Genomic DNA, 16,002 nt, shown 5'->3' on the forward strand with positions numbered 1-16,002 from the left:
TGTAAAAGGTAAGACTTTTCCTAAGGCAGTATGGGCATTTATGGGTGAATGTCATGATGCGGCTCCTAGGTTGCGGATGGCCGTTTCTGAGTCTATGCCCGCGATAAGCATATCCCGTTGTGAGGCTGTGATGATGTTTCCCTCACACGCGCGAGCAACCATGCTTTTGATGCGCTCCCGCTCTGCCGCCAACATCTCGTTTATCTGCGTGGGGGTAAGGACGGGGCCAACGTATCGGTACCATTCTGGCGATGTATTGAGTGCGCGCACCTGTTCTCCGCCGCCCCACTCTCTGCCGTTCCAATGAGTGAGGGCGGTCTGGCCCGCTACTCTACCCTCCATGACATGCCACCCATCCCGCTCAGGAAACATCGGCACACCGGGGCTATTTGGGTCGGGCCAGTTGGTAATGTCGGTCATGCTGCGGAACTTTCTTCGGGCAGGGCAAAACGGAGACGCCGCAGGGCTGTCCGAATTTTTCCTGTGTTTGCAATGACTGGGCCAACATTCCCATCAATCAGCCCATAAGCGGGGTCAATGCAGAAAGGCTTTATCAAGTCAGTTCGAACGGCAATGCGCTCCCAAATACCCGTGTAGTCTCTAGTTTTTTCCTGAAATCGGCGGCATGTGTAGTAGTGACCGCCTTCAATGATTCGTGCTTCTGTATATTCACCAGCCCATGGGACAGGGTAGCAATAACCAGCATCATTCGGACGCCAGAAAGTAATGTACGGGTTTTTATTCATCTTCTCCCGCAGGTCGATCACATAATACATATTCACGACTTCTCTCCTGCGCGGGTGCTCCCGCTATCCTGCGCGGAAACAGCATCATTGTGCATTTTTGCAAATGCCTCATCAAAAGTCATACCTGACAAAACATTTTTCAAAACTTTGAAAATAATTGTTGCCTGCTCACTCTCCGCTTTTGGCCAGATATCTTCACCTCTCAGCCTGAAGGCATGGGCATATCGTCCGCACTGGAAGCACATAAGGCCAAGCGCCTGCTCAATGTCTTGCGTCATGACTTCAGGTAGAGTTAACGCTTTCAGATTCTCGCTCATGCTTCTGGATCTTTCAGTATTGGATCGTTGCTTCTTGCAGCTCTAATTTCCTCTAATGCAGACGCGTCATATTCTGATAAATCCATTGCCATAACTTCGGATATGGTGATATCTGCTTGCGACAGAATATCAGCAGCAATGCTTGGCTCGTTGTGCATATTGTGAATATTGCAACAGGCGATAAGATATCCATTACCGAAGGCAGCACGCCCAATGCGCTTCCGTTCCGCCGCTAGCATCTCGTTTATCTGCGCAGGGGTAAGGGCTGGAGCATAATATCCCCAGTCCATACTGACTATTTCTAGTGGCGTGAGATAGCCAATCTTTGTACAGTAATGCTCCTGTTGATGATCCCAAAAAACTAATTTTAGAGATTTTCTTCTTTTATTTTCCAGAACATGCCACCCATCCCGCTCAGGAAACATCGGCACACCGGGGCGATTTGGGTCAGGCCAGTTTGTGGGGGCGGTCATGAGTATTTTACCTTTTCACCAATTTGTTCTGGTTTCTCATCAACCAGTATTGTCCAGCCACCGATAAATACGATCTGCGTCGAGAGGGATAATTTTTGTATTGCGCACACATTATCCAGATTTATGTGGGCAATTTTAGCCGCCCCTTTCTCTGGGAGGGCTATGTGAACTTTTACAATATTCACGCCTTCTCTCCTGCGCGGGTGCTCCCGCTATCCTGCGCGGAAACAGCATCATTGTGCATTTTTGCAAATGCCTCATCAAAAGTCATACCTGACAAAACATTTTTCAAAACTTTGAAAATAATTGTTGCCTGCTCACTCTCCGGATTTGGCCAGATATCTTCACCTCTCAGCCTGAAGGCATGGGCATATTGTCCGCACTGGCAGCACGTAAGGCCAAGCGCCTGCTCAATGTCGTTCGTCATGACTTCAGGTAGAGTTAACGCTTTCAGATTCTCGCTCATGCTTCTGGATCTTTCAGGGCTTTGCGGGCGATGTTTTCACGGTCGAACATTTCAGGTGTTGCTCCCAAAATACCAACCTGGTTAATTTCCTCAGATGCCTCGTAATACTCCCGCAACCGCGCAATCTCTGCATCACGCTGGGCGAGGGCGGCGAGGGCGGAAGAAAGGCGCGTCAATTCCACAGTGTATCGTTTGCCGCCAGTGCCGCATGGATGTAAGCCAATGCGACCACCAATACCTTTTTCAGCTTTTTCCGCCTGCTTGGGCGCAATATGTCCAACAATTTTGAGGGGAGTGGTCATTCGCCAGCTCCTTTCGCAAAACGAGGGAGAAACATCCTTTCAAGACGCCCCGTTTTTCGGTTTAGGTGATTTTTGATACCCACAACGTCATGCAGAATGTTGAAATCGTCGGCTTTTCTCATGCGTGCAAAATCCATTGGACAGCCGTTTGCATGCGTAGCGATTAAATCCATCCTCGTAGATAATAAAACGTTTTCTAAATCTCGTCCGGTGGCAGTGCAAATTTTAGGAACTATGCGGCCCACAATCGCATTTACATCTGCGATTTCTTGCTCTGTGGCGTCAAATTTCACAATCATTCGCCTTCTCCCGGCAGGACTTCGCGGACGTGGATTGTTCTCACCCAATCCCAATTAGGTAATTCCTGACATTCACGCGCCGCCTCGCATTCTGTTTCGCGTGGGCGAGAAGCACTTATTGATCCATCTCCACAGCGATACTCATTAATCCAAAACTCACGCGCTTCGGGAACTTCCTCGGCATTCCGTATATTTGAACGAGCAGTTAAAAACGGAAAACTCCGTCCATCTGCTGTAATAAATGCAAGGTCTCGCACCACAGCATGCACCGTGCATACCGTAGGTGTATGTTCAACCCACACATACGGCCCTTCATGCTCTGGCGTGTAGGGGCCGAGGATTTTTAGTTTTTTGCTGGTCATGCTGCGGCTCCTTCTACATCACGCAGATGGAAGAACAGACGAGCGCATGCCCGAACGTCTACCATGGCATCGTGCGCGCCTTTGAGTTCTTCATTAAAGAAGTGCTTAATGCATTCTTCCAGTTTCGGTGCTTTGGGTTTGTCGATGCCAGCAGCGATCATGCGTTCTGTCGGCGGCAGGTTCACCAGCGGGGCGGCAGCATCCATCGTGCAGAACTTCTCGCCCAGCAGACGCCAGCCACGCGGCACACGCGCAAACATAATGTCGATGATCTGCACATCGAATTTGATATTGTGCGCGACAAGCAGATCGGCCTTTTTAGTCAGATCATAGAAGGCTGCTGCGGCTATTGCTTCACGCACACCGCAACGCTGCGCCATTTCTGTTGTGATACCATGAACCTTTGCTGCGGCTTCCGGTATCGTCCATCCATCAGGATGAACGATCAGGTTCAGGCTTGCGCGTTCTCTACCATCCTCTCCCGTCAGCAGGGCCGCAATCTGCACGCAATGCGGCTGCCGGTCGGAATTGAGGGGAGTGTACCGGTCGGGAAGGCCTGTAGTCTCCGTATCAAAAAAGAGGATCATGCCGGTACCTTATCAACCGGCGCAGCGACATGTTCCTGCGCAAACTCTGCGCGTTTGGCGGCGATCATGTCCTGCACGTCGGATTGTACGTCTTCGGGAATAGGGTATCCTTGGTCGGCGCACTTCTGAACTTCTCCGCGCCATAGGTTCCATTCATTTTCCACATTGTTCGCGTCAATGCAGTCCTGTAGGCGCTTAGATACAAAAGAGCGGTAATCTATAGTGGTGTTTTTGTTCTTAACTGGCGTTGGTGTCTTTTGCTCTGTAATGCGGCTATGCTGAGGTGTGACATCAACAACTGGGCCCAGAGCCTTTCCGTCCATTTCATCATCTGTATTCGTCCCGCCTGTCTGCTCTGGGAACGCCATGCGCAAGGCCTGCGCTTCAGCACATTTTGCCAACTGGCCGAAAGCCCGCTTTTTCCACATTGCGTTAGGCGCGTCTGTATCCTTTTTGGCAGTTGCATAGTTCTCGAGCCAGTATTCCTTGGCTGTAAACTCGCATTCCCGGCCATGAACAAGACGGCGCACTGTCATGCGGCACCATTCTGGGAACCTTACGCGCACCCCTCCAAGTTCTGTGGTGATGAGCGGGCCAAATTCAGGCTCACTCTTTCCGATGTATTCGCCGGTTCTGGATGCTTCTATGCGGTAAAGAGCGATACCCGGCATGACAACATCGCGCATTGCCTTCGCTTTGTTGTCCCACATCGGCACGATATGGACCGGCTTTTTCATGACATCTAAAGATGCGGCGCGGCAGTATCCAATGACCATTCTAACGCTGTCATCTGCGGCACCCGGATATAGGCTGTCCTTCAAAATATGGATCAGTTCGCGCTCTTTTTCCTGATGCAATTCGATAGCATTACTCATTTCAACCATCCTTCCGGGCGCTAACAACCAAAACGGGAGCGCCGCCATTGCTCATTGTGACACCGGGCAAATCCTGTTTCCGGGCCAGTTTCTTCATTTCTGTGGTTTGGAACTTATCCGGCTGGGACTTCCAAAGTTCGGGATGGGCGGTTTGAAGCGCCTTTTCATCCGTGACTATTGGTTCCGGCAAACGCTCGCGCAGGCTTGCCTTCCAGTTCTCCGATTGAAATCCGGTTACCCCATCCTGCTGCATTGTCTTGGCAAGTTCAGAACGCAAAAGTTCTGCTGCCATTTTTGCTTTGCGCACCAAATCCTCAGCCGCCCCAATAGCCTCAAGGGCGCAGGCATCTGCATTTGCGCCGGGCGCTCTAGAAGCGGTGATTTGATCATTCCATGCCTGCATGGCTGCACGCATATATTCAGCGTGTGCTCTGTTGAGGGCTGCAAATACGGGATCAGTCATGGCTGTTTCTCGATCAGGAAAGCCAAATCGTGCTTATCCAGCTCTCCTGAAAATCCCTCCATTTCATTCAAAATATCACCAAATGTGGGCAATTCTTTTGAGAAATGCAGGCCGCACCCCATAAGATTGCGGCCCTCTTTGACCAGGGCGTCCAACTTTTCTTGCCACGCCTCTAGTGCGGTCTGATCTTCGAGCGCTGAGCACTCTGTTTCTGTATATCCATCAGTATTATACGGGCTCCTAGCTGGCGCAGAACGGCCAAACTGCATCCCATCTGGGTAACCACCCATTGTCATTGATTGTGACATTACTCGCTCCTATATGGAGAAACATTCGGCCAATGCGGCCATGCAACCCGCTGCGGACAGCGGGAAACATTGCGGCATCAGCAGGGGTAGGGCGCGCCGAACAGATTGCATCCGATCATGACGACCAGCTCGATCAGGTATTCAGCAATTTTGCGGCCCGGCTCCGTGAGAACGATGAGCGCGAACAGGCCGTAAAAAAACACAGCCAGACAGAACAACTGCCCCAGCGCCGTAAACTGCAACCAGTCGCATACATCCCGCGCACCGCTTCCGATGCGTTCGGGGATGCCATCTTTATGGAGTGTCCCGGACATTATGCGGCCTCCGCGTCAACAACTTTGCCGCTAGCATCAATCTTGTACCAAATTCCTGATTTAATGCCGTCCTCGCCTACATATATTGCCGTAAAGCGCGTGCGCTTTCCATCATACCATGCAATGCAGGCTGATCCGTTTTCTCCGAGCTTCACACGGGAGTTAATTCCCGCTGATGCAACAACGGAGTTTTCTCCCGATGCGTCAATCCGGGCATCGTCGCCACTGGAGCCAATCCGGGCATTGTAGCCGCTGGAGCCAATCTGGGCATAGTTGCCGCTGGAGCCAATCTGGGCATCGTCGCCGCTGGAGCCAATCTGGGCATCGTCGCCACTGGAGCCAATCCGGGCATTGTAGCCGCTGGAGCCAATCTGGGCATAGTTGCCGCTGGAGCCAATCTGGGCATCGTCGCCGCTGGAGCCAATCTGGGCATAGTTGCCGCTGGAGCCAATCTGGGCATTGTCGCCGCTGGAGCCAATCCGGGCATTGTAGCCGCTGGAGCCAATCTGGGCATAGTTGCCGCTGGAGCCAATCTGGGCATTGTCGCCGCTGGAGTTGGCATCTATCTCAGCGTCTTCCGTCAATTTGATAATGGCATTGATATCAGACGCGATAATTTCCGAAGAAAATGCCTTGTCAAAAACCTTACTGGATAACCAGCGAGCATCTCCGTAGCGTTTATCGGCATAAAGCGCGGTCAGCGTTTCGCCGTATTCTGCGCCCTGCGGGAATTTATCGCTAAACCATGATTTTCCATCCTGACATGCTCCCCACTTGCGAAGCATCGTCAGCGTAATCATTGCCTTGTTTGTTTCTTCGGGAGCCTTCTGCTCGACCGTCTGTGTCTGTTCCATCGCCCATCACCTTTCGGGTTGTGATGGGGTTAGTATCCACAACGGATACCGGGTCGTCAATAAGAAAATATCCTTTTTGGATACTTTCTTATATTTTTAGATTGGAGATATTAAAAAGATGCGCGGGGAATGCTTTGGTAAGCGCCGACAACAACGGCTAAAATCTGAACGTCTGGAGCGCCGTTAGAGTGGCCATCCATCCCGTTTCCATAGTCTCCGCTTCTATCTGCTTGGAGCACCACGGGCCTAAAATCTGGATTATAGCTTTGCGGCCACAAGATCATATCCCCATTTTCGGAAACCTGAACGGCTTTAACAGTGGCCTCAAATTCACTGCCACAACGAGATCGGCGCAGGGCCACCACGTAATCGCCAGTCATTGGGCTCCTGCCTAAGTCTGCATAATTTATGACAATCACAACCGTACCATCTGGGAAAACCTTATTCATACTATCGCCACGCACAAGTAGGCCGTATCTAGGTATGGAGCCGTAAGAGGAATCAACTGGGACGGTAATTTTATACCGATCAAAAGGAGGCCACTCCATAGCTTCGCGCCAAACCCCAGCCTCGACATCTCCCCGCACTTCTATTGGAGAAGCATTTACCGGATAGATTGCCTCTATAGATTTTGGGGGCTCAACATATAAGCGCCGCCACTGGTCGTCTTTATACCCAAGCCAAGACCATATCTTCATGGCGTCTTCTGCCTTAAGGCCGCGCTCACAATTTACAATCTTACTAATCCCGGCCTTTTGCTTATTAATGACATCCGTTAATTCCACCTGCTTCTTGCCGTGGAAGTCGAGGTAGGCGCGCAAATATTTGGCGATGTTTCCGCTTGGAATGGAATCTTGTGTCATGCGCTGATTATAAGTTTCCTCTCTCTAGGTGTCGGTATCCGTTGTGGATATTTTTGCATTGACATGTAGTGTCCATAGTGGATACTTAGGCCATGCAGCTTTCAGAATATCTTTCTCAGAATAATGAGACTGCCCGTGCTTTTGGCAGCAAAATTGGCGTCAAAGGACCGGCCACAATCTACCGGTATATGCAGGGCATTCGGTTTCCGTCTGCTCGCATTCTCAAGAAAATTGAAGAGGCCACCAATGGTGAAGTAACCGCTAATGACTTCTTGTCCACCTCGTTCGTTAGCGCCTCCACGCAGGAGGCTGCACGATGAGCAAGAGCAAGCCGTGGACGCCAGATGAGGATAAAATCCTATTATCCATGCGGAAAAAGGGGAAAAAGTATAAGGAAATATCTGCAAAAATAGGCCGAACGCCTCGTGCAGTTTGCAATCGGAGCAGCGTCTTAACTAAAGCCACCGCAGAAAGGGATGCCGAGATTGCCATGCGTCGCAAATGGACGCGCAAGCAGAAAATGGCTTTTATCGGCAAAAAAGTGGGGGAGGGCATGGTGATTTCATCTGTAGCCCCGCTTGTGGGATGCAGCATAATGAGGGCGCGTGAATTGCTCTCTGAGTTCCGGGAGATGGAACGGGAACGGCGTTCAATACCCACGCGTACGCGCCCGTGCTGCAAATGCCGCAAAATTTTCACAACTCAGCATAAATGCCGCTTCCTCTGCGATAGCTGCAATTCGTCCGCTCAACGGATGGGTTGGTAAAATGGCTGGCTCTGTTAACCGCGTAATTCTAGTCGGCAATCTGGGCAAAGACCCAGATGTTCGTACCAGCCAGAGCGGTGCAAAGATTGTTTCCTTCTCTCTGGCCACTAGCGACACATGGAACGACCGCGCATCTGGTGAACGGCGTGAACGCACAGAATGGCATCGCGTAGTCATTTTTAATGAACGTCTGGCAGATGTGGCTGAACGTTTCCTGCGCAAAGGCCGCAAGGTTTATCTGGAAGGCTCCCTGCAAACCAGAAAATGGACAGGGCAGGACGGCAAGGAAAACTACACCACAGAAATCGTGCTTGCTGCTTATCGGGGTGAACTGGTGCTTCTGGATAGCCGCGACAGTGGCGATGCTCCACACCAGCAGCAGGGTCGAAGCCAGAGCAACCAGCAGTCCGGCAGTTGGGATAGCCAGAAAAGCAATCCCCAACTGGACGATGACATCCCGTTCTGAGTTCACCCAATGCAAGACGCATCAATCCCCAAGCTGGCGGCTACATCCTGTAGCAACAGCACGCGCTGCCCAACGGTAGCGTGGGGGTTGAGCTGCGCCCAGATTATCGCGCTGCGTACAATAGAGTTCCAGATGAATGATATTCCATATGGTGGCTCTGGATACGTGTCGCATTTGCGGGCCGGGGTATATTCCCAATACCCCGCCTGCCATTCCTTGAACTCCTTCTTCATCGTTTCTCCGATCTCCCGTTCTCACAAAACGGAGAATGGAGGAAAACGATGTGGAATGATCGGGCAATTCACGCCCTTAAACAGTCAAAAAATGACCGAAAGTTTCCGCAAATGATGGGCGCTGTGCATACGCCTGTCCGTGACAGGCTCTTGAATATGATCAAACGCGAGTTTGAGCCTTTCCGATTTGCGGCAGAAATGCTGGCTCGTTCTGCGATGAAAACGCCACGGGCCGCACGTAACTGGCTATCAGGAACCAATGCGCCCGATGCTGAGGCGCTTATTGAGTTGATGGCCTCCTGTGACTCTATCGCTGACGAAGTAAACGCCCTCGTTCAGCAGCGCCGAAAAGAGCGCGAAGGAGAGAAATGCCGTGGATTAAACTTAGGTTCTGCCGTTTCGCATGGTTCCGAACGCACAACGGGCCACCTCCATTCATCCATGTAACGTGGGTGCATGTGTCGTGGTTTGATTGGGATACATGGGCAGACAAAATGGAGCGTGCATTAAAGGCAGCTAGGGAGGAGTTGAAGAAATGACCCCGTTCCCTGTCGAGGAAATCCGCAACCGTTTGGCTGATGCTGTTGAATTGGCAGGCAGTCAAACTGCGTGGGCACGTAAGGCTGGTGTCTCACGCTCGATAGTTTCGGAAGTCCTGTCGCAAAAACGCGACATACCAGAAAGCATTATCAACGCGCTTGGCTATATAGTGCGCCCTATGTGCGTGCCAGCGCGAAAAGGAATGAACCGATGAGCGAATTTCCCAGCACACACAACGAGTTTTCTAGCAGCAATGACCCAGCAGTTGGCGGCATTGCAGCCGACCGCCTGCGCTCCATTATTGAGCGCGTTGAGCGCTTGGAAGAAGAGCGCAAGGGTTTGGCTGGAGATATCAAGGATATCTTTACAGAAGCAAAGTCTGCCGGATTCGATGTGAAAGTGATCCGCCAGATCATCCGCCTGCGCAAGCAGGAACCGGCTGAGGTCGAAGAGCAGGAAACACTGCTGGATATCTACCGCCGCGCATTAGGGATGTAGCATGATGAAAACCATAGCAGCAATAGACCCCGGTGCTGGTGGCGCTATCGCATTCCTCAACTGGCGGCATCAGATCATTGAGGTTCTGGACATGCCGATTGATTACGTGAAAGTGGGGCGCACTACTCGCCGTGTGATTAATCCGGCTATTCTTGCCAATCATCTGCGTGTCCACAAACCCGATCACCTCTTTGTTGAGAACGTAGGCGCACGGCCCGGTGAAGGGCCAGTTGGCGCTTTTGCCTTTGGTCGCGGACTAGGTGTGATTGAGGGTGTGTGTTCAGACCTATGCATTCCTACCACGAAAATTAGACCGCAGGACTGGAAAAAGGGAATGGGCTGCCCCGCTGACAAAGGTGCTGCACGCCAGCGGGCATGTGAGCTTTTCCCAGCAGATGCAGGCCTATTCTCGCGTGTGAAGGATGATGGTCGAGCAGAGGCCGTGATGCTCGCTCTGTTCGGCATACGGGCTCTTGAGAATACTGGTGTGCCGGCATGAGGAATTCAGGATACGAGCGCCATGCTGATGATTGGTATGTGGAGCCCGCGTGGTGCGTTCATGCTCTTCTTATGGTGGAGCGCCCGTTTGTGGGGACTGTGTTAGATCCGTGCTGCGGTGGCGGCAACATAGTGCAGGCCCTATGCAGTAATGAAATTGAGGCTACGGGTGCAGATATACGAGACCGCGCAGACGGCACGTATCCTGTTATGGGGTATGCGCAATCACTGCTAGATGTTCGGCCAGCTAGTGTTGTCAGTAATCCTCCATATGGCGTGGCAGAAGATTTTATTATGTCCTGCCTCGCATTAACGAAAGATCGCGTATGCGTGTTGCTGCGCCTTGCGTTTTTAGAGGGTGTGAAACGTAGGGAATGGTTCCCGCATGTGCCATTGGCACGTGTGTGGGTGTCCAGCAAACGCATTTCCATGCCACCGGGCGGAACAGACATCCCTGCAAAGGGTGGCGCTATTGCTTACGCATGGTTTGTTTTTGAGCATGGACACACAGGACAACCAAAACTGGGCTGGCTCCCTGATGTGAGAGGCGTGGAAGCATGAAAACCATTGCCCAAACAAGCAATTTTCCACCTGTGACCCCGTACCCAACGGGGCGCAAACCTGTTAACGTGACGAAGGCCGCTGGTTCGGGGGAACCGGGCGGCCTTCTGACCAATTCTTGAAAGCACCAAGTAATGGCTATATCCGCTTGTACCAAAGAAAAACAAAAAATGCCAGATGCTATAAATGGCGAGCGCCCAATATGGGTTGATGGTAAAAAATTTTATGCAGCCCTAAAAGAGTGTTCGATTGAAACCGCTGGATGCGTCCCCGGTCTCTTGGGTTATGGGAATAACGGGCCGTTTGAGTGGGATGCTTACAGCATCGCAATATTTTTAAACGGCGGTAAAGATGGCCCTGTAACGGCAGAGAAAATGGAAAGCCTGCGTCCAGAGCTGGAGCGATTTTTTGCGCCAGTTCGGGGCGGAAAATGGCTTGCGCCTAGCGCCGAATTTTTCTGCATAAATGATCCATATAGCGAGGTGAACTGATGGCCCGTATTCGTAGTGTTCACCCCGGCCTTTACACGGATGAAGCGTTTATGACGCTCTCTATGGCTGCACGGGTTTTAATTGTTGGGCTGTGGGCTCATGCTGATGATGGCGGCGGATTTGAGTGGAAGCCACTTGTCCTGAAAGCGCGTATTTTCCCGGCTGACAACATAGACCTAGATCCCATACTGACCGAGCTTGAGGAGAATGACGTCATAAAAAAGTATGACGTGTCTAGTAAGAGTTATGGAGCGATACGCAACTTCGGTAAGTGGCAACGCCCTCAAAAGCCAAAGCGGTTTGTGCCCATGCCTAAACCAGTACGAGAATACTGCCAGTCAGAAGCCGTCTGCCCGGATAAAGAAAATGATAGCGGTAATAACCAAGTACAAGACGAGTATAATACCGGTACGCAACCAGTCAGCGACCAGTCATCAAATTCTTCCGCAGAAGGTAGGAAGGTAGGAAGGTATGAAGGTAATAACTCTCTTACGCTTCGCTCCAGAGAGTCTGACGCGCCTTCGATGCCCAAAGCCGAACAATCGAGCCAGCGAGGTTCTCGCCTACCGCCGGACTGGCGACCCACGGACGAAATGCGATCGTTCGCCCTGAGCCTGCTGCTGAACCCCACGGACGTTGGCGAGCAGTTTCGGGATTACTGGATTGCCCAACCCGGCGCCAAGGGTCGGAAATCGGATTGGGAGGCAACGTGGCGGAATTGGTGCAGGCGTGAGGCTGAGAGGGTGCCGAAGCGGACGGCTGCCCACGCTCAACAGCCATCGCGGCACGACCGCGTTCGAGACGCATGGGCCAATGTGCCCGACATCCCGGGAGTTTGACCGATGACCGCAATTTCGACACTCACACCCACAGCCGTTTGCCAGCCTAGCCCCGACCTGAGCGTGTTGCTCGATGCCGTCCGCAACAGCGTGCCTCTGCTGGCCCGCGACCTGACGCCACAGCGCATTTCCGAGGCGCGGCGCATCGCGGCTGTTGCGCTCCAGCCTGCTGACCCGGTGCTGATTGCCGCATGGCTGAAAAAACTTGCTGTGCTGGTTGTCAACGGGCCAGATGAGGCGCGGGCTCGCCAGCAGGCTGAGGCGATGGTTGAGGTTTGCGGCGATCTGCCAGCAGCCGTGTGGTGTCCCGAAGCGCGTAGGGCATGGGCTCGCTCTGGTGAGCGTGGAAAATTCTGGCCTGCACCGGCGGAGCTTTACGCTCACCTGCTGCCGTTCGCTGAAAAAATCCGCTGGCAACACCACGCAGCCCGCAAATTGGTAACTCTGGCCGAGGCTGCCAAGGGAGCGCCTAAGCGCCGCACGCCAGAGGAACGCGCCGCCGTTGAGCGTGCCGTCAACGCGTGGAGGGGACGCCAGCCGGTGCAGCCCAAGGATGCCGTGCGGCGGATGCAGCCAGATCAGCCGAGCCTGCGCCAACGCATCGCTGAGTGTCGCCGCCAGCTCGAAACGGCGGATGAGACGGCCCGTGCTTGGTTGGAGCCGTTCATCGCAAACCTAGAGGCACAGCATGCAGCGATATGCAGGAAAGAACCACGAGGCTTCGCGTACAGCACGGTTTCATCTTAATTACGATAAATGACCGCATTGAGTGCTTGAATGCGCTCTGCGGGCAATGTGGAGGATTTTAGGGGTATGTGTGGAATGGCTGAAAATGACGATAACGACCTAATCGGCTGGGACGAATGGCCTACAAACCGGCGTGAAACTACGCAGGAAACGCGCAACGATCTGCCGCCCATTCATGAGCCAGAGCCGGGGTTGCTAGACGAGGAGATTTTGCCCCTGCGGGATGATTGGATGAGGGGGCCGGTTTGTGTAAACTGATGGGGGAGAGCAGGACAGGGTAATCATTATGCCGTACAAAGACCGCGCCAAAAATCTTGCTTACCTATCGGCGTATCGAGCAAAAAACAGGCCAAGCCCTGAGACGCAGGCGCAAGATGGCCTCCCACCTATCGGCGGGATGGAATACAGCGCCGATGGAGAGTTGGTGAGATGCCATGCGTGTGGTCGGTGGTTTAAATCTCTCAACAACCACCTCAAAACACACAACCTCGATCAAGCAACCTACAAAGCGGCCTATGGGCTCAAGAGGACGGCCTCGTTGCTACCGCCAGTTACCGCCGAGAGATATCGAGAGCAAGCGATCGCACGAGGCCAAGGCAAAAAATGGGGGAGGGCGTTGCCTAGCCCCTCTGGCCGACCGGTTGGCCTCACAGCCAGATTGCAGGCTAGAGTTGAGGCAAGCAAAGCCCGCAAAGGCAAAAACATGCGAGCAGGAGGGAAAGTAACTGATGCCTGATGCTACCCTATTACCCCATCAGTAATGACACTGGCGTACATCGTCCGTACCGTTTGAGGACGCGGCTGAGATCAATCGGGGTCATAATTGCGTCTTGTTGTTTTGATCAAAAATAATTCCCAAAATGCTGGGTGCATCCGTCTGAGACCAGCCTCCCATTGGTACCAGACACGTTTTGTGCTGTGCACCACCGCAGCCGCCTGCTCTTGCGTCATGCCGACGGCTGATCGGGCCTGTTCAATTTCTGTGGGTTCAGGATTGCGAGAGGGGCTTTCGCCGCTCCCGCGATTGGGGTGATTAACCATTACCAGCCAATCTGCTTGTTGCCGTTAGCGTCAATCATGTCCTCAATATTGCCAACGAGATAGCGAGCATTGTCATAAACGGCTGTTTTGTCCTGATCTTTCTTGGCGGTCACTTCTCCGCTCTTGCTGATCTGGACTGTACTGGCGTCATATTCTGCGCTGTCTGCGATGATGGAAACGATGGAATCGCGAATTTCTTTGGTTACTGTGATCATTGTCTTTTCCTAGCCCGCTGTGTTCGACCGAGGCGCGTCGCTCAGCTCCGTGCTGATGACCCTTTATGACACTCATTGAGTGACTTATCAACAGGAAAAATACACGCAGCCACATTTTTTTGAGTGCCCGTGTAAAAACCCCAAGAACACACATGAAATCTCAGAAAACCCTGTACTTTTTGAGCGGTTTGTGATTCCATCGGGGTATGCAGGAAATCCACCATACATGGGCTGATGTGGCTTATAATTCCTCGACCGGTATCGGATGTGTCTTGATGGTTTTAGCGTTTTTTGTAGGCATGCCTATAGGGGTCGCAATTGCGGTTAGGATCATGGGAAAATGAACCGGCCTGAACTTGACCGCACGCCACCTCGTATCGTGATAGGCCTGTGGCTGGCGCTGGCTGTTTTTGAAATTGTTGCAGGAATTGGTGGGTGATGGATGTCATGAAAGTTGCAACGCAAACGAAGCTTCTTGTTGTCCATGATGATTTATCACCGCAGGATCTTTGCGATAAGCTTCGTTCTGTTGGCGTTGAAATTATTCAGTATGAAATGTATCCGATCACGCGCAAGGATATTTTCATTTGTAAAAATGGCGGGGAGGCATGATATGCAAAGCGCCATAAAGCCCAGAAGCGAAGGTATTGATCCTAAAATACATAAATATCTTATTGTAGTTCGGCTCCCACCACTGGGGGAGGGCTGTCCTCATAGGGCTGAATTGCATCAATACTTCGCTCCGGGGCCGTGTGGTGAATGGTTGGCCCTTGGTGCGGCAAAGAGGCAGGGTCTTGATGTTTTATCTATCCATGATCTGGGAGAAGATCATGGGAAAACTGATGACTTCATCAAGGGCCTAAAAGAAAAAGGGGTAATTCAGTAATGCGGCAGGAGACTGCACGGCCACGCTACATCATACCCCGTGCACAGGATAACGGGCCCACGCCTGAGCGGGCAGTTAAATCCGTTTTCACGCGTGGAAATCCGCCACGCGTGCTGACAACAGTGCAATCATTGCTCAATGCCGGGGATATCAGCCAGGACGACGCAAACGCAGGTGAGCGCTGGTATCGGGATTATATTTTTGCGTATGAGGGGATTGTTGAGTTTCCGGAAAATCACGTGTCGGACACAACCGTGAAGCATGATGCAGTTTCGTGGCATGTTACACGGGCTGTAGCGCTAGATCGGATTTTAGACGTGCGCGATGCCCTCGGTGAGCGCGCTAACCAGATTCTGCGGCTGATGCTGGTAGATGAACGGAGTTTTCGGCAGATAGGGGAGGTGTTTTTCCCGCGCCTGAACGCCACCGTGGCTCGTGGGAAAATGTCCGCACAATGCAGCATGCTGCTCCAGCAGCTTTCAGGATTTTATCAGATGCAAAAGCGGCGCAAAGAAAAGACTTGTACCCCGCATGCGGTTTCTGTATAAACCTAATCACGATGCAATAATTGTATTAACAGCCGCCACAGTGCGGCTTTTTCTTTGCCCGGACAAATGCAGATACTCCAGCGTGGCGACATCGTGCGTTTCAAGTGCCGTGATGCTCTATGTGTGGGTATTGTGTCTGGGCTGTCGCTACTTTGCGACATCATGCCCGCAACAGAAAATACATGGCATCGCGCAGACTTGCCGCTGTCTATGATGGAATGCGCGAATACGGGGCTTCGTCCTGATGTGCGTATCCGGTGTTGGCCACGGTTTGGTTTGATGCGTGGGGATGTGTCTGGGCGAGCCCCCAACGCTCTGTTGATTACAGTCGATGGACGCGTTCAGCGTGAAGCAATGTTGCGGCAGTTCGAAAACAGTTTCGGGGGCGGCCACTCTTAACGATGTAGCGCGCATCGCAATCCTGTTCTCTCTAACCGTTGGCTC

At 52.3% G+C, this 16,002-nt stretch carries 35 protein-coding genes; 16 read left to right on the forward strand and 19 right to left on the reverse strand.

What is annotated here, in order from left to right:
* Window positions 1–51 precede the first annotated feature (51 nt).
* From WG31_RS01685 to WG31_RS01760, 16 genes are all read right to left on the reverse strand, one after another.
* On the reverse strand, window positions 52–420 hold the full coding sequence (locus tag WG31_RS01685) for a hypothetical protein (RefSeq protein WP_063353423.1): 369 nt from the start codon (window positions 418–420) through the stop codon (window positions 52–54).
* Window positions 417–782, reverse strand: coding sequence for a hypothetical protein (locus WG31_RS01690; protein ID WP_157884466.1), 366 nt, complete (start codon window positions 780–782; stop codon window positions 417–419). Before WG31_RS01690 ends, WG31_RS01685 begins: the two co-directional genes overlap by 4 nt.
* On the reverse strand, window positions 779–1,063 hold the full coding sequence (locus WG31_RS01695) for a hypothetical protein (protein ID WP_063353425.1): 285 nt from the start codon (window positions 1,061–1,063) through the stop codon (window positions 779–781). Before WG31_RS01695 ends, WG31_RS01690 begins: the two co-directional genes overlap by 4 nt.
* The gene (locus tag WG31_RS01700) at window positions 1,060–1,536 is read right to left on the reverse strand and encodes a hypothetical protein (protein ID WP_063353426.1); all 477 of its coding nucleotides are present in this window, start codon (window positions 1,534–1,536) and stop codon (window positions 1,060–1,062) included. The genes WG31_RS01695 and WG31_RS01700 overlap by 4 nt, the downstream gene beginning before the upstream one ends.
* Window positions 1,533–1,721, reverse strand: coding sequence for a hypothetical protein (locus tag WG31_RS01705; protein ID WP_063353427.1), 189 nt, complete (start codon window positions 1,719–1,721; stop codon window positions 1,533–1,535). Before WG31_RS01705 ends, WG31_RS01700 begins: the two co-directional genes overlap by 4 nt.
* A complete protein-coding gene (locus WG31_RS01710) occupies window positions 1,718–2,002 on the reverse strand; it encodes a hypothetical protein (protein WP_063353428.1) in 285 nt (94 codons plus the stop codon). The genes WG31_RS01705 and WG31_RS01710 overlap by 4 nt, the downstream gene beginning before the upstream one ends.
* Complete coding sequence (locus tag WG31_RS01715) at window positions 1,999–2,304, reverse strand: hypothetical protein (RefSeq protein WP_063353429.1); 306 nt, start codon at window positions 2,302–2,304, stop codon at window positions 1,999–2,001. Before WG31_RS01715 ends, WG31_RS01710 begins: the two co-directional genes overlap by 4 nt.
* Window positions 2,301–2,603 (reverse strand): DUF6874 family protein, encoded by a 303-nt coding sequence (locus WG31_RS01720; RefSeq protein ID WP_063353430.1) that lies wholly within the window; start codon window positions 2,601–2,603, stop codon window positions 2,301–2,303. The genes WG31_RS01715 and WG31_RS01720 overlap by 4 nt, the downstream gene beginning before the upstream one ends.
* The gene (locus WG31_RS01725; RefSeq protein ID WP_063353431.1) at window positions 2,600–2,965 is read right to left on the reverse strand and encodes a hypothetical protein; all 366 of its coding nucleotides are present in this window, start codon (window positions 2,963–2,965) and stop codon (window positions 2,600–2,602) included. Before WG31_RS01725 ends, WG31_RS01720 begins: the two co-directional genes overlap by 4 nt.
* Window positions 2,962–3,552, reverse strand: coding sequence for a 3'-5' exonuclease (locus WG31_RS01730; protein ID WP_063353432.1), 591 nt, complete (start codon window positions 3,550–3,552; stop codon window positions 2,962–2,964). The genes WG31_RS01725 and WG31_RS01730 overlap by 4 nt, the downstream gene beginning before the upstream one ends.
* Window positions 3,549–4,427 (reverse strand): phage recombination protein Bet, encoded by an 879-nt coding sequence (gene bet, locus WG31_RS01735; RefSeq protein ID WP_063353433.1) that lies wholly within the window; start codon window positions 4,425–4,427, stop codon window positions 3,549–3,551. Before bet ends, WG31_RS01730 begins: the two co-directional genes overlap by 4 nt.
* Before the next feature lies 1 nt (window position 4,428).
* Complete coding sequence (locus WG31_RS01740) at window positions 4,429–4,890, reverse strand: hypothetical protein (RefSeq protein ID WP_063353434.1); 462 nt, start codon at window positions 4,888–4,890, stop codon at window positions 4,429–4,431.
* Complete coding sequence (locus WG31_RS01745) at window positions 4,887–5,198, reverse strand: hypothetical protein (protein ID WP_157884467.1); 312 nt, start codon at window positions 5,196–5,198, stop codon at window positions 4,887–4,889. The genes WG31_RS01740 and WG31_RS01745 overlap by 4 nt, the downstream gene beginning before the upstream one ends.
* A gap of 77 nt (window positions 5,199–5,275) precedes the next feature.
* Entirely contained in the window at window positions 5,276–5,512 is a 237-nt protein-coding gene (locus tag WG31_RS01750) for a hypothetical protein (RefSeq protein ID WP_063353436.1), read from the reverse strand.
* The gene (locus tag WG31_RS01755) at window positions 5,512–6,366 is read right to left on the reverse strand and encodes a hypothetical protein (protein ID WP_063353437.1); all 855 of its coding nucleotides are present in this window, start codon (window positions 6,364–6,366) and stop codon (window positions 5,512–5,514) included. Before WG31_RS01755 ends, WG31_RS01750 begins: the two co-directional genes overlap by 1 nt.
* Window positions 6,367–6,476: 110 nt before the next feature.
* The gene (locus WG31_RS01760; protein WP_063353438.1) at window positions 6,477–7,229 is read right to left on the reverse strand and encodes a LexA family protein; all 753 of its coding nucleotides are present in this window, start codon (window positions 7,227–7,229) and stop codon (window positions 6,477–6,479) included.
* A gap of 92 nt (window positions 7,230–7,321) precedes the next feature.
* On the opposite strand from WG31_RS01760, the gene WG31_RS01765 reads away from it, so the two are divergent.
* Genes WG31_RS01765 through ssb form a run of 3 tightly spaced genes read left to right on the forward strand, consistent with a single transcriptional unit; the run spans window position 7,322 to window position 8,461 of the window.
* Entirely contained in the window at window positions 7,322–7,549 is a 228-nt protein-coding gene (locus tag WG31_RS01765) for a helix-turn-helix domain-containing protein (RefSeq protein WP_063353439.1), read from the forward strand.
* Window positions 7,546–7,995: an SANT/Myb-like DNA-binding domain-containing protein gene (locus WG31_RS01770; RefSeq protein WP_063353440.1), complete on the forward strand. Its 450-nt coding sequence runs from the start codon at window positions 7,546–7,548 to the stop codon at window positions 7,993–7,995. The genes WG31_RS01765 and WG31_RS01770 overlap by 4 nt, the downstream gene beginning before the upstream one ends.
* Before the next feature lies 1 nt (window position 7,996).
* Complete coding sequence (gene ssb / locus WG31_RS01775; RefSeq protein WP_063353441.1) at window positions 7,997–8,461, forward strand: single-stranded DNA-binding protein; 465 nt, start codon at window positions 7,997–7,999, stop codon at window positions 8,459–8,461.
* Between the two features lie 2 nt (window positions 8,462–8,463).
* Here ssb and WG31_RS01780 read toward each other — a convergent pair whose 3' ends face one another.
* Window positions 8,464–8,694, reverse strand: coding sequence for a hypothetical protein (locus WG31_RS01780; RefSeq protein ID WP_063353442.1), 231 nt, complete (start codon window positions 8,692–8,694; stop codon window positions 8,464–8,466).
* A 48-nt stretch (window positions 8,695–8,742) separates the two neighbouring features.
* On the opposite strand from WG31_RS01780, the gene WG31_RS15410 reads away from it, so the two are divergent.
* The 9 genes from WG31_RS15410 to WG31_RS16240 all read left to right on the forward strand — a co-directional run bounded on the left by WG31_RS15410 (window position 8,743) and on the right by WG31_RS16240 (window position 13,604).
* Window positions 8,743–9,141, forward strand: coding sequence for a hypothetical protein (locus WG31_RS15410; RefSeq protein ID WP_157884468.1), 399 nt, complete (start codon window positions 8,743–8,745; stop codon window positions 9,139–9,141).
* 303 nt (window positions 9,142–9,444) lie between these two features.
* Window positions 9,445–9,732 (forward strand): DUF2312 domain-containing protein, encoded by a 288-nt coding sequence (locus WG31_RS01795; RefSeq protein ID WP_063353444.1) that lies wholly within the window; start codon window positions 9,445–9,447, stop codon window positions 9,730–9,732.
* 1 nt (window position 9,733) lies between these two features.
* Window positions 9,734–10,231: a RuvC family protein gene (locus WG31_RS01800; RefSeq protein WP_167348727.1), complete on the forward strand. Its 498-nt coding sequence runs from the start codon at window positions 9,734–9,736 to the stop codon at window positions 10,229–10,231.
* A complete protein-coding gene (locus WG31_RS01805; protein ID WP_063353445.1) occupies window positions 10,228–10,791 on the forward strand; it encodes a TRM11 family methyltransferase in 564 nt (187 codons plus the stop codon). The genes WG31_RS01800 and WG31_RS01805 overlap by 4 nt, the downstream gene beginning before the upstream one ends.
* Window positions 10,792–10,925: 134 nt before the next feature.
* A complete protein-coding gene (locus tag WG31_RS01810) occupies window positions 10,926–11,282 on the forward strand; it encodes a hypothetical protein (RefSeq protein ID WP_063353446.1) in 357 nt (118 codons plus the stop codon).
* On the forward strand, window positions 11,282–12,121 hold the full coding sequence (locus WG31_RS01815; protein WP_063353447.1) for a hypothetical protein: 840 nt from the start codon (window positions 11,282–11,284) through the stop codon (window positions 12,119–12,121). Before WG31_RS01810 ends, WG31_RS01815 begins: the two co-directional genes overlap by 1 nt.
* Before the next feature lie 3 nt (window positions 12,122–12,124).
* Window positions 12,125–12,868, forward strand: a complete 744-nt coding sequence (locus tag WG31_RS01820) for a hypothetical protein (protein WP_157884469.1) — start codon at window positions 12,125–12,127, stop codon at window positions 12,866–12,868.
* A gap of 75 nt (window positions 12,869–12,943) precedes the next feature.
* A complete protein-coding gene (locus WG31_RS01825; protein WP_157884470.1) occupies window positions 12,944–13,126 on the forward strand; it encodes a hypothetical protein in 183 nt (60 codons plus the stop codon).
* A gap of 139 nt (window positions 13,127–13,265) precedes the next feature.
* Window positions 13,266–13,604, forward strand: coding sequence for a MucR family transcriptional regulator (locus WG31_RS16240; protein WP_408736579.1), 339 nt, complete (start codon window positions 13,266–13,268; stop codon window positions 13,602–13,604).
* Window positions 13,605–13,675: 71 nt separating this feature from the next.
* On the opposite strand, the gene WG31_RS15745 is transcribed toward WG31_RS16240, so the two are convergent.
* Both WG31_RS15745 and WG31_RS01840 read right to left on the reverse strand, forming a co-directional pair.
* Window positions 13,676–13,909 (reverse strand): helix-turn-helix domain-containing protein, encoded by a 234-nt coding sequence (locus WG31_RS15745; RefSeq protein WP_063353451.1) that lies wholly within the window; start codon window positions 13,907–13,909, stop codon window positions 13,676–13,678.
* Window positions 13,909–14,124 carry a hypothetical protein gene (locus tag WG31_RS01840; RefSeq protein ID WP_063353452.1) on the reverse strand — a complete coding sequence of 72 codons (216 nt, stop codon included), beginning with the start codon at window positions 14,122–14,124 and terminating at the stop codon, window positions 13,909–13,911. The genes WG31_RS15745 and WG31_RS01840 overlap by 1 nt, the downstream gene beginning before the upstream one ends.
* A 435-nt stretch (window positions 14,125–14,559) precedes the next feature.
* Here WG31_RS01840 and WG31_RS15415 point away from each other — a divergent pair, with 435 nt between their 5' ends.
* From WG31_RS15415 to WG31_RS01855, 4 genes are all read left to right on the forward strand, one after another.
* Window positions 14,560–14,736, forward strand: coding sequence for a hypothetical protein (locus WG31_RS15415; protein WP_157884471.1), 177 nt, complete (start codon window positions 14,560–14,562; stop codon window positions 14,734–14,736).
* 1 nt (window position 14,737) lies between these two features.
* Window positions 14,738–15,010: a hypothetical protein gene (locus tag WG31_RS01845; RefSeq protein WP_063353453.1), complete on the forward strand. Its 273-nt coding sequence runs from the start codon at window positions 14,738–14,740 to the stop codon at window positions 15,008–15,010.
* Window positions 15,010–15,558, forward strand: coding sequence for a hypothetical protein (locus WG31_RS01850; RefSeq protein ID WP_063353454.1), 549 nt, complete (start codon window positions 15,010–15,012; stop codon window positions 15,556–15,558). The genes WG31_RS01845 and WG31_RS01850 overlap by 1 nt, the downstream gene beginning before the upstream one ends.
* Before the next feature lie 162 nt (window positions 15,559–15,720).
* Window positions 15,721–15,957 (forward strand): hypothetical protein, encoded by a 237-nt coding sequence (locus tag WG31_RS01855; RefSeq protein ID WP_157884472.1) that lies wholly within the window; start codon window positions 15,721–15,723, stop codon window positions 15,955–15,957.
* Window positions 15,958–16,002: the final 45 nt, after the last annotated feature.

The sequence above is a fragment of the Acetobacter oryzifermentans genome, assembly GCF_001628715.1.
GTDB classification, from domain to species: Bacteria; Pseudomonadota; Alphaproteobacteria; order Acetobacterales; family Acetobacteraceae; genus Acetobacter; species Acetobacter oryzifermentans.

Excerpts from the sequence above, each read along its gene's own strand:
- WG31_RS01685 (WP_063353423.1), bottom strand. The coding sequence starts at position 420 with ATGACCGACATTACCAACTGGCCCGACCCAAATAGCCCCGGTGTGCCG.
- WG31_RS01695 (WP_063353425.1), bottom strand. The coding sequence starts at position 1,063 with ATGAGCGAGAATCTGAAAGCGTTAACTCTACCTGAAGTCATGACGCAA.
- WG31_RS01700 (WP_063353426.1), bottom strand. The coding sequence starts at position 1,536 with ATGACCGCCCCCACAAACTGGCCTGACCCAAATCGCCCCGGTGTGCCG.
- WG31_RS01710 (WP_063353428.1), bottom strand. The coding sequence starts at position 2,002 with ATGAGCGAGAATCTGAAAGCGTTAACTCTACCTGAAGTCATGACGAAC.
- WG31_RS01715 (WP_063353429.1), bottom strand. The coding sequence starts at position 2,304 with ATGACCACTCCCCTCAAAATTGTTGGACATATTGCGCCCAAGCAGGCG.
- WG31_RS01720 (WP_063353430.1), bottom strand. The coding sequence starts at position 2,603 with ATGATTGTGAAATTTGACGCCACAGAGCAAGAAATCGCAGATGTAAAT.
- WG31_RS01725 (WP_063353431.1), bottom strand. The coding sequence starts at position 2,965 with ATGACCAGCAAAAAACTAAAAATCCTCGGCCCCTACACGCCAGAGCAT.
- WG31_RS01730 (WP_063353432.1), bottom strand. The coding sequence starts at position 3,552 with ATGATCCTCTTTTTTGATACGGAGACTACAGGCCTTCCCGACCGGTAC.
- bet (WP_063353433.1), bottom strand. The coding sequence starts at position 4,427 with ATGAGTAATGCTATCGAATTGCATCAGGAAAAAGAGCGCGAACTGATC.
- WG31_RS01740 (WP_063353434.1), bottom strand. The coding sequence starts at position 4,890 with ATGACTGATCCCGTATTTGCAGCCCTCAACAGAGCACACGCTGAATAT.
- WG31_RS01745 (WP_157884467.1), bottom strand. The coding sequence starts at position 5,198 with ATGTCACAATCAATGACAATGGGTGGTTACCCAGATGGGATGCAGTTT.
- WG31_RS01750 (WP_063353436.1), bottom strand. The coding sequence starts at position 5,512 with ATGTCCGGGACACTCCATAAAGATGGCATCCCCGAACGCATCGGAAGC.
- WG31_RS01755 (WP_063353437.1), bottom strand. The coding sequence starts at position 6,366 with ATGGAACAGACACAGACGGTCGAGCAGAAGGCTCCCGAAGAAACAAAC.
- WG31_RS01760 (WP_063353438.1), bottom strand. The coding sequence starts at position 7,229 with ATGACACAAGATTCCATTCCAAGCGGAAACATCGCCAAATATTTGCGC.
- WG31_RS01765 (WP_063353439.1), top strand. The coding sequence starts at position 7,322 with ATGCAGCTTTCAGAATATCTTTCTCAGAATAATGAGACTGCCCGTGCT.
- WG31_RS01770 (WP_063353440.1), top strand. The coding sequence starts at position 7,546 with ATGAGCAAGAGCAAGCCGTGGACGCCAGATGAGGATAAAATCCTATTA.
- ssb (WP_063353441.1), top strand. The coding sequence starts at position 7,997 with ATGGCTGGCTCTGTTAACCGCGTAATTCTAGTCGGCAATCTGGGCAAA.
- WG31_RS01780 (WP_063353442.1), bottom strand. The coding sequence starts at position 8,694 with ATGAAGAAGGAGTTCAAGGAATGGCAGGCGGGGTATTGGGAATATACC.
- WG31_RS15410 (WP_157884468.1), top strand. The coding sequence starts at position 8,743 with ATGTGGAATGATCGGGCAATTCACGCCCTTAAACAGTCAAAAAATGAC.
- WG31_RS01795 (WP_063353444.1), top strand. The coding sequence starts at position 9,445 with ATGAGCGAATTTCCCAGCACACACAACGAGTTTTCTAGCAGCAATGAC.
- WG31_RS01800 (WP_167348727.1), top strand. The coding sequence starts at position 9,734 with ATGATGAAAACCATAGCAGCAATAGACCCCGGTGCTGGTGGCGCTATC.
- WG31_RS01805 (WP_063353445.1), top strand. The coding sequence starts at position 10,228 with ATGAGGAATTCAGGATACGAGCGCCATGCTGATGATTGGTATGTGGAG.
- WG31_RS01810 (WP_063353446.1), top strand. The coding sequence starts at position 10,926 with ATGGCTATATCCGCTTGTACCAAAGAAAAACAAAAAATGCCAGATGCT.
- WG31_RS01815 (WP_063353447.1), top strand. The coding sequence starts at position 11,282 with ATGGCCCGTATTCGTAGTGTTCACCCCGGCCTTTACACGGATGAAGCG.
- WG31_RS01820 (WP_157884469.1), top strand. The coding sequence starts at position 12,125 with ATGACCGCAATTTCGACACTCACACCCACAGCCGTTTGCCAGCCTAGC.
- WG31_RS01825 (WP_157884470.1), top strand. The coding sequence starts at position 12,944 with ATGGCTGAAAATGACGATAACGACCTAATCGGCTGGGACGAATGGCCT.
- WG31_RS16240 (WP_408736579.1), top strand. The coding sequence starts at position 13,266 with ATGGAATACAGCGCCGATGGAGAGTTGGTGAGATGCCATGCGTGTGGT.
- WG31_RS15745 (WP_063353451.1), bottom strand. The coding sequence starts at position 13,909 with ATGGTTAATCACCCCAATCGCGGGAGCGGCGAAAGCCCCTCTCGCAAT.
- WG31_RS01840 (WP_063353452.1), bottom strand. The coding sequence starts at position 14,124 with ATGATCACAGTAACCAAAGAAATTCGCGATTCCATCGTTTCCATCATC.
- WG31_RS01845 (WP_063353453.1), top strand. The coding sequence starts at position 14,738 with ATGCAAAGCGCCATAAAGCCCAGAAGCGAAGGTATTGATCCTAAAATA.
- WG31_RS01850 (WP_063353454.1), top strand. The coding sequence starts at position 15,010 with ATGCGGCAGGAGACTGCACGGCCACGCTACATCATACCCCGTGCACAG.
- WG31_RS01855 (WP_157884472.1), top strand. The coding sequence starts at position 15,721 with ATGCCCGCAACAGAAAATACATGGCATCGCGCAGACTTGCCGCTGTCT.